The organism is uncultured Campylobacter sp. (assembly GCF_938030815.1).
GTDB lineage: Bacteria > Campylobacterota > Campylobacteria > Campylobacterales > Campylobacteraceae > Campylobacter_B.
This window is the reverse complement of sequence record NZ_CALHII010000106.1, coordinates 1-5652: the sequence shown is the minus strand read 5'-3', so window position 1 is coordinate 5652 and position 5652 is coordinate 1. Positions and strand designations below refer to the sequence as shown.

The following is a 5652-nucleotide window of genomic DNA, read 5'->3' as shown; positions in this document are numbered from 1 at the left end:
TTGCGAAATTCTAAATCTGAAAACTTTGCCTCGCGGAATTTTAAATCTCAAAATTGTGCTCGCGCAAAATCGGTGATTTTTGATGTTTAATATCGTACTAGTCTATCCGCAGATCCACACAAACACGGGCTCCATCGGGCGTATGTGCGTCAATGCGGGGTGCCGCTTGCATCTGATCAAACCGCTAGGATTCCTCATAGACGATAAGCATCTGCGCCGCGCGGGGCTTGATTATTGGGCGAACTTGGATCTTAAAATTTGGGAAAATTGGGACGAGTTTATGGCGGCGAACGAAAAATTTAAGCAGCGCTTCTTTTTTGCGACGACGAAGACGAACAAGCTCTACTATGAGGCGGAATTTCAGCCGGGCGATTTTTTGATTTTCGGCTCAGAGGGGCACGGGCTGCCGCTTGAGATCATGCGCACAAATCGCGAAAACTGCATCACGATCCCGATGAGCGGGGCGGGACGCAGTTTAAATTTAGCCACCAGCGTGGGCATCGTAACCTACGAAGCGATCCGCCAAAACATCGATAAATTTGACTTTAGGAGCGCGGTTTGCGAGTTTTAGCGCTACTTTTTGCGATGTTTTTCTGCGGCGCAAGTGCGGCGGAGCTGAAAATCGCATCGTTTAACGTGCAAAATTTATTCGATGGCAAGGACGACGGCACGGAGTATGCGGACTTTGAGATCGGGCGTGGTTGTTGGAGCGAGCAAAAATACGAGCGCAAGCTGCAAGCGGTAGCGGACGAGATAAGCGCGCTTAATGCCGATATTTTGGGGCTGCAAGAGATCGAAAACGAAGCCGTGCTAAAAGCGCTTGCGCAGAAGGCGGGTTATAAATTCTACGCTTTTTCGCGCGCGCAGACTGCACCTGCGGGCGTGGCGGCGATGTCGCGCATACCGATAAAATTTCAAAAAACCTACCGCCCGACAGAGCTTAAAACTAGAGATATTTTGCGCGCTGATTTTGCGCTTGGCGGCACTGATTTTAGCTTTTATGTCGTACATATGCTCTCTGCACGCAATCCGCTAAGCGAGCGCAGGCGAAATTTCGCCTTTTTACGCGAGGTTTTGCAAGGGCACCAACGCGCTATCGTAGCGGGAGATTTTAATACGAATTTCGGGCGAAATTCTTTGCTAAACGAGTTTATCGAGCGCGACGGATTTAGCGATTTGTGGGCGCTACATCCCTGCTCGCAGTTAAAGCATCTTGGCTCTTGTGAATCTCATGAAAGCGGCGCAGTGTTAGATCATATCTTGCTTAGCGACGATTTTTTTAGTAGCGAGCCTGGATATAAAAAGGACAGTTTCGCGGTTGCTAAATCCTCTACCGCTTCCGATCATTTCCCGATTAGCTTCATTCTGACGGACGAGGACGCTTTAAAATCTACGCCGAAAAAGCAAGAATTTTTAGCTAAAAATACCGCTAACGCCGCAAAGACCGCCACGATAGAGGAGCTTTACGGGCGCATTATAAGTGAGCCTGTGCTGATAAAAGGCGGAGTCGTGAGCTTTACAAACCGCCACGGCTTTGCAATTTCTCAAGATGGAAGTGGAGTTTTTGTCTATGGCGGCAGCGGGCTACAGCTAGGCGATAAACTCGATCTGCTAGTAAAAAAGACGAAATTTTATAAGCAAAGCTTTGAAATCGACGATTTTGAGATCGTATCTAGAAGCGGCAACGTAGGCTCTATCGCACCATACGTTTTGCCTAGCGCATCGGTGCGGCAGCTGCGCGCAGGAGATGTGATAAGCACGATCAAAGGCGACGTTAAGGACGGCATAATTGATCTAAAAAGCACGGGAGAGTTTAGAATTTTTCGCAAAAGCGCTCCTGTACAAAACGGCAAAAATTTAGAATTTAAAAATGCCTATTTTACGATTTATAAAGGGCAAAAGGAATTTATAGTAGAATGATACACGCCGTTATAACCGCACTTTTCGTGCTTTTTATGATATTTATGATCGTAGGATTTAACCGCGAAATGATGGAGAAAAACGAAAAACGAAATCAACGAAAAAAGGATAAAGATGGAACTACTCATTGAGATTGGGGTCGAGGAGCTGCCTGCGATCCCGTTTTTAAAAGAGCGTGCGAATATCGCGCCAAAATGGCGCGCAGTGCTTGAGGCCAACCGCATAAATAGCGACTTTCGCTTCGAATTTAGCCCGCGTAGATTCGTGCTATTTCACGAGGATTTTCCACAACGCGGCGATGATGCGCAGATCGTAAGCACGGGCGCGCCAAAATCCGTCGCGCTCAAAGACGGCGCGTGGAGCCCTGCAGCGCTAAGTTTTGCTAAAAAATGCGGCTTAAGCGAAAGCGAGCTGGAATTTCGGCAGATAGGCGGCAAAGAGGTGCTCTACCACGCTGCGGTGCAAAAGGGGCGTGATAGTCGTGAAATCCTAGGCGAAATGATAGAGGAGTTTTTACGATCGCTAAATTTTGGACGCGCGATGCGCTGGGGTAGCGGCAAGTTTGAGTTTATCCGTCCGATAAGAAGCATAGCCTGCGTTTTGGGCGGTCAAAACGTAGATTTTGAAATTTATGGCGTGCGAAGCGCGGCTGCATTTTTTCCGCATCGAAAATTTGGCTATGAAGCGATTAAATTTAAAGACGCCGCAGATTATTTTGCACTGCTGGAGCGTAACGGCGTAATTTTAAGCGAGCAAAAAAGAAAAGATAAAATTCTAAGCGAGTTTGCAAAGCTCGAGAAAAAGCATGGCTTTAAGATCGAGGTCGATCCTGCGTTGCTGGATGAAGTAACGGCTATCACTGAGTATCCGACGGCGCTGTTAGGCAGCTTTGAGCGAGATTTTTTAAGCGTGCCAAAAGAGGTCATCATCACTTCGATGAAGGAAAATCAGCGCTATTTTCCAGTTTTCGAGGGTAAAAACTTAAGCAATCACTTCGTTGTCGTTAGCAATGCGATCACCGATGATGACGAGCTAGTGATACGCGGCAATGAAAAAGTTTTACGCGCGCGCCTAAGCGATGCTATGTTTTTTTGGAAAAGCGATTTGCAAGCGGAATTTAGCCCTGAAAAACTTAAGCAAATTTCCTATATGCAAGCTCTTGGCTCAGTTTATGATAAGCAAGTGCGCGAGCTAGCCGTAGCAAAGGCACTGAGCGCGGATTATGCTACACAGATTGAGGCGGAGATCGGCAAAAAGGATTTTGCGCGGGATGTAGAAAATGCCGTAATGTTTAGTAAAGCAGATCTTAGCAGCACGATGGTGGGCGAATTTAGCGAGCTTCAAGGCATTATGGGTAGTTACTATGCCGCACATGCTGGACTGGCAGATCATGTATGCCGCGCGATACGCGAGCAATATCTGCCTAGCGGCGAGGATAGTGAGCTGCCAAGCGGTGTATTTAGTAGCGTAATCGCTATAGCGATGAAATTTGAAACGCTCCTGGGGCTTTTTAGCATCAATAAAGTTCCAAGCGGCAATAAAGATCCGTATGCGCTTCGCCGCGCAGCTACGGGGCTAATTAAAATTTTACTAAATCAAGGATTGAGCTTTGATGCGAATGCGCTGGCGCAAAAGCTGGTGCCAAATTATAAGAAATTTGACATTTCTAAGCTGCTGGATTTTATAAAAGATAGGTTATACGGAATTTTTGACGAGATAAATCCGTCCGTGATCAAGGCGTGCATCGCAAGCGGCGAAAACGATCTGTTGCGACTAAGCAAGGCTATAAAAGCTCTGGGCGAGATCGCAGCAGCAGCGGATTTTGCAGAAAATTTCGCGACCTTTAAGCGCCTAGCCAATATCATCAAGGACGAAGAAATTGGCGTGGTGGATGAAAGCCTATTCGAACACGACGCTGAGCGTGCGCTAAATGTGGCGTTCAGGGCGATTAAGCTCAACGAAAACGACGTGAGTGGGTATCTGCGCTCACTATTTGGGCTTAAAGGCGTGATTGATGATTTTTTTGATAACGTAATGATAAACGTCCAGGATGTCAAGATACGTGCAAATCGTATCGCAAATATCGGACAAATTTATCGCGCGTTTTTGCAGTTTGCCGATATCAAAGAGATAGGATTTTAATTTCACTTAGAACTCATTTGCCCAAGGTTTACACGAACCTTGGGCAGAATTTTACCGCGCAAAGGAGCGCAAATGCTAATCATCAACGCAAAATTACCAACTAAAAATCTAAAAATCACAAAATCTCTCTCGCAGCTGATTCAGGGCTTTCTTTATCGCTATCTGCCGGCTTCAGAGCACGTAGGATATAGGCACGAATCAAGCGGTAAAATTTTTAAACGCACGGTGTTTGATTTTATCTTGCGAGGAGAGGACTTGCGCGTGCGATTTGCTTCATGCGAGCTGGAGTTTGAACGTAAAATCGCGCTAGCAGTGCTAAAAGATGGGCTAAGCTTGGGTGAAATTTTATTTACGCAAACTACCGTCGAAGCGAAAAATCATAAAATCTGCGAGAACGAAGCTATTGTGCAAGGCTACGTGGCGTGCGCAGTAAGCGGGCTTTTGGGACATAAAGTCTATTTGCAGCCGCAAGATAGTAGACATTTAGAGATGATGAAGACGAATATTTTACAGCGATTTGAAACGATTATGGGGCGAAAATATGATGGCGAAATGGAATTAAATTTATTGTGGCAAAAGCTGGGTGAATCTGTGAAATTCTATTACGGCAACAATCGCGAGCCGGTATATGCGTGGCAAGCAAGATGGAAAATTTTAGCTAGGGCTGAACTAATCAATTTGATCATTGGCACGGGCGCTGGAAGTGGGTGCATGAACTACGGAGTAGGGGTTTTGGAGGTTGTAAAGCAAAAAGAATAAGGTCACAACCTTTAAAACAATAATTTTAAATCCCAACGGGAAACCTTATTCTTTAATCTGCATTATAACACGATTTTTATCAAAATAAAATGGCACATGAACCTTTAAAACAATATAACTTGACATATATTTTATTTTGTGCTATAATGAGGTAAAAGAATAAGGAGTTATATTTGAAAACCAAAAAAGTTCTTAATCGCATGGGAAAATACATATTGTGCATTTTATGTATATTTTTTAGCCCTATCGTAGATGTTAAAATATTTGACATAAATTTGGGGGCAGATAGAGTTCAGTATTTATTGCAATTAGTTTCTGAATCACAATAAAATATGCCTCTTAATGCCTTAATCTTATTCTGATTTCAAATCTAGAATAATTTTAGAAATATTTAAGTAAAATGGTCGTAAAATTAATTAAAATACTTAAGGTAAAAATAAAATATGGGATTAGCTCATAAACTCTATAAAATTGGCAACTTGTTAAGTGACGACGATGTTAAGGCTATGATTAAAAGTTCCAATTTTAAGGATAGTGACCATATAACTTTGGCTATTGATTTTAAAATTGAGAACGGGAGGCTTCTTAGTACTCCAAGACTATCACGAACTTCATTAGACACCATAAAAACATTTTTTACAAAAAAGATAGGTGGAACTAGTAATTCATATTATTTATACCCAAACTACGAGTATCAAAACGAAAAAGATTTATATAAAAAATTCCAAGCTATTTTGCATACCTTACAAAATTCCATTTTAATCTATTCAAATCCACAAAATCATAGTTTAGCAAAGATTGTTTTTGATTATATAGATAACTACAAAAATG

5 protein-coding genes and 1 pseudogene are annotated in these 5652 nt (G+C 43.3%); all 6 read left to right on the top strand.

Going from position 1 to position 5652, the window contains the following annotated elements; all coding sequences use genetic code 11:
- The first annotated feature begins 82 nt into the window (after window positions 1–82).
- Window positions 83–571, top strand: coding sequence for a tRNA (cytidine(34)-2'-O)-methyltransferase (locus Q0277_RS03755; protein ID WP_297995773.1), 489 nt, complete (start codon window positions 83–85; stop codon window positions 569–571).
- A complete protein-coding gene (locus Q0277_RS03750; protein WP_297995772.1) occupies window positions 559–1920 on the top strand; it encodes an endonuclease/exonuclease/phosphatase family protein in 1362 nt (453 codons plus the stop codon). Before Q0277_RS03755 ends, Q0277_RS03750 begins: the two co-directional genes overlap by 13 nt.
- Window positions 1917–2051, top strand: coding sequence for a hypothetical protein (locus tag Q0277_RS03745; RefSeq protein WP_291937682.1), 135 nt, complete (start codon window positions 1917–1919; stop codon window positions 2049–2051). The genes Q0277_RS03750 and Q0277_RS03745 overlap by 4 nt, the downstream gene beginning before the upstream one ends.
- Complete coding sequence (gene glyS / locus Q0277_RS03740) at window positions 2035–4062, top strand: glycine--tRNA ligase subunit beta (protein ID WP_297995771.1); 2028 nt, start codon at window positions 2035–2037, stop codon at window positions 4060–4062. Before Q0277_RS03745 ends, glyS begins: the two co-directional genes overlap by 17 nt.
- A 72-nt stretch (window positions 4063–4134) precedes the next feature.
- Window positions 4135–4821 (top strand): CRISPR-associated endoribonuclease Cas6, encoded by a 687-nt coding sequence (locus Q0277_RS03735; RefSeq protein WP_297995770.1) that lies wholly within the window; start codon window positions 4135–4137, stop codon window positions 4819–4821.
- Window positions 4822–5264: 443 nt separating this feature from the next.
- Window positions 5265–5652, top strand: a pseudogene (locus Q0277_RS03730) (hypothetical protein); the annotation flags it as partial.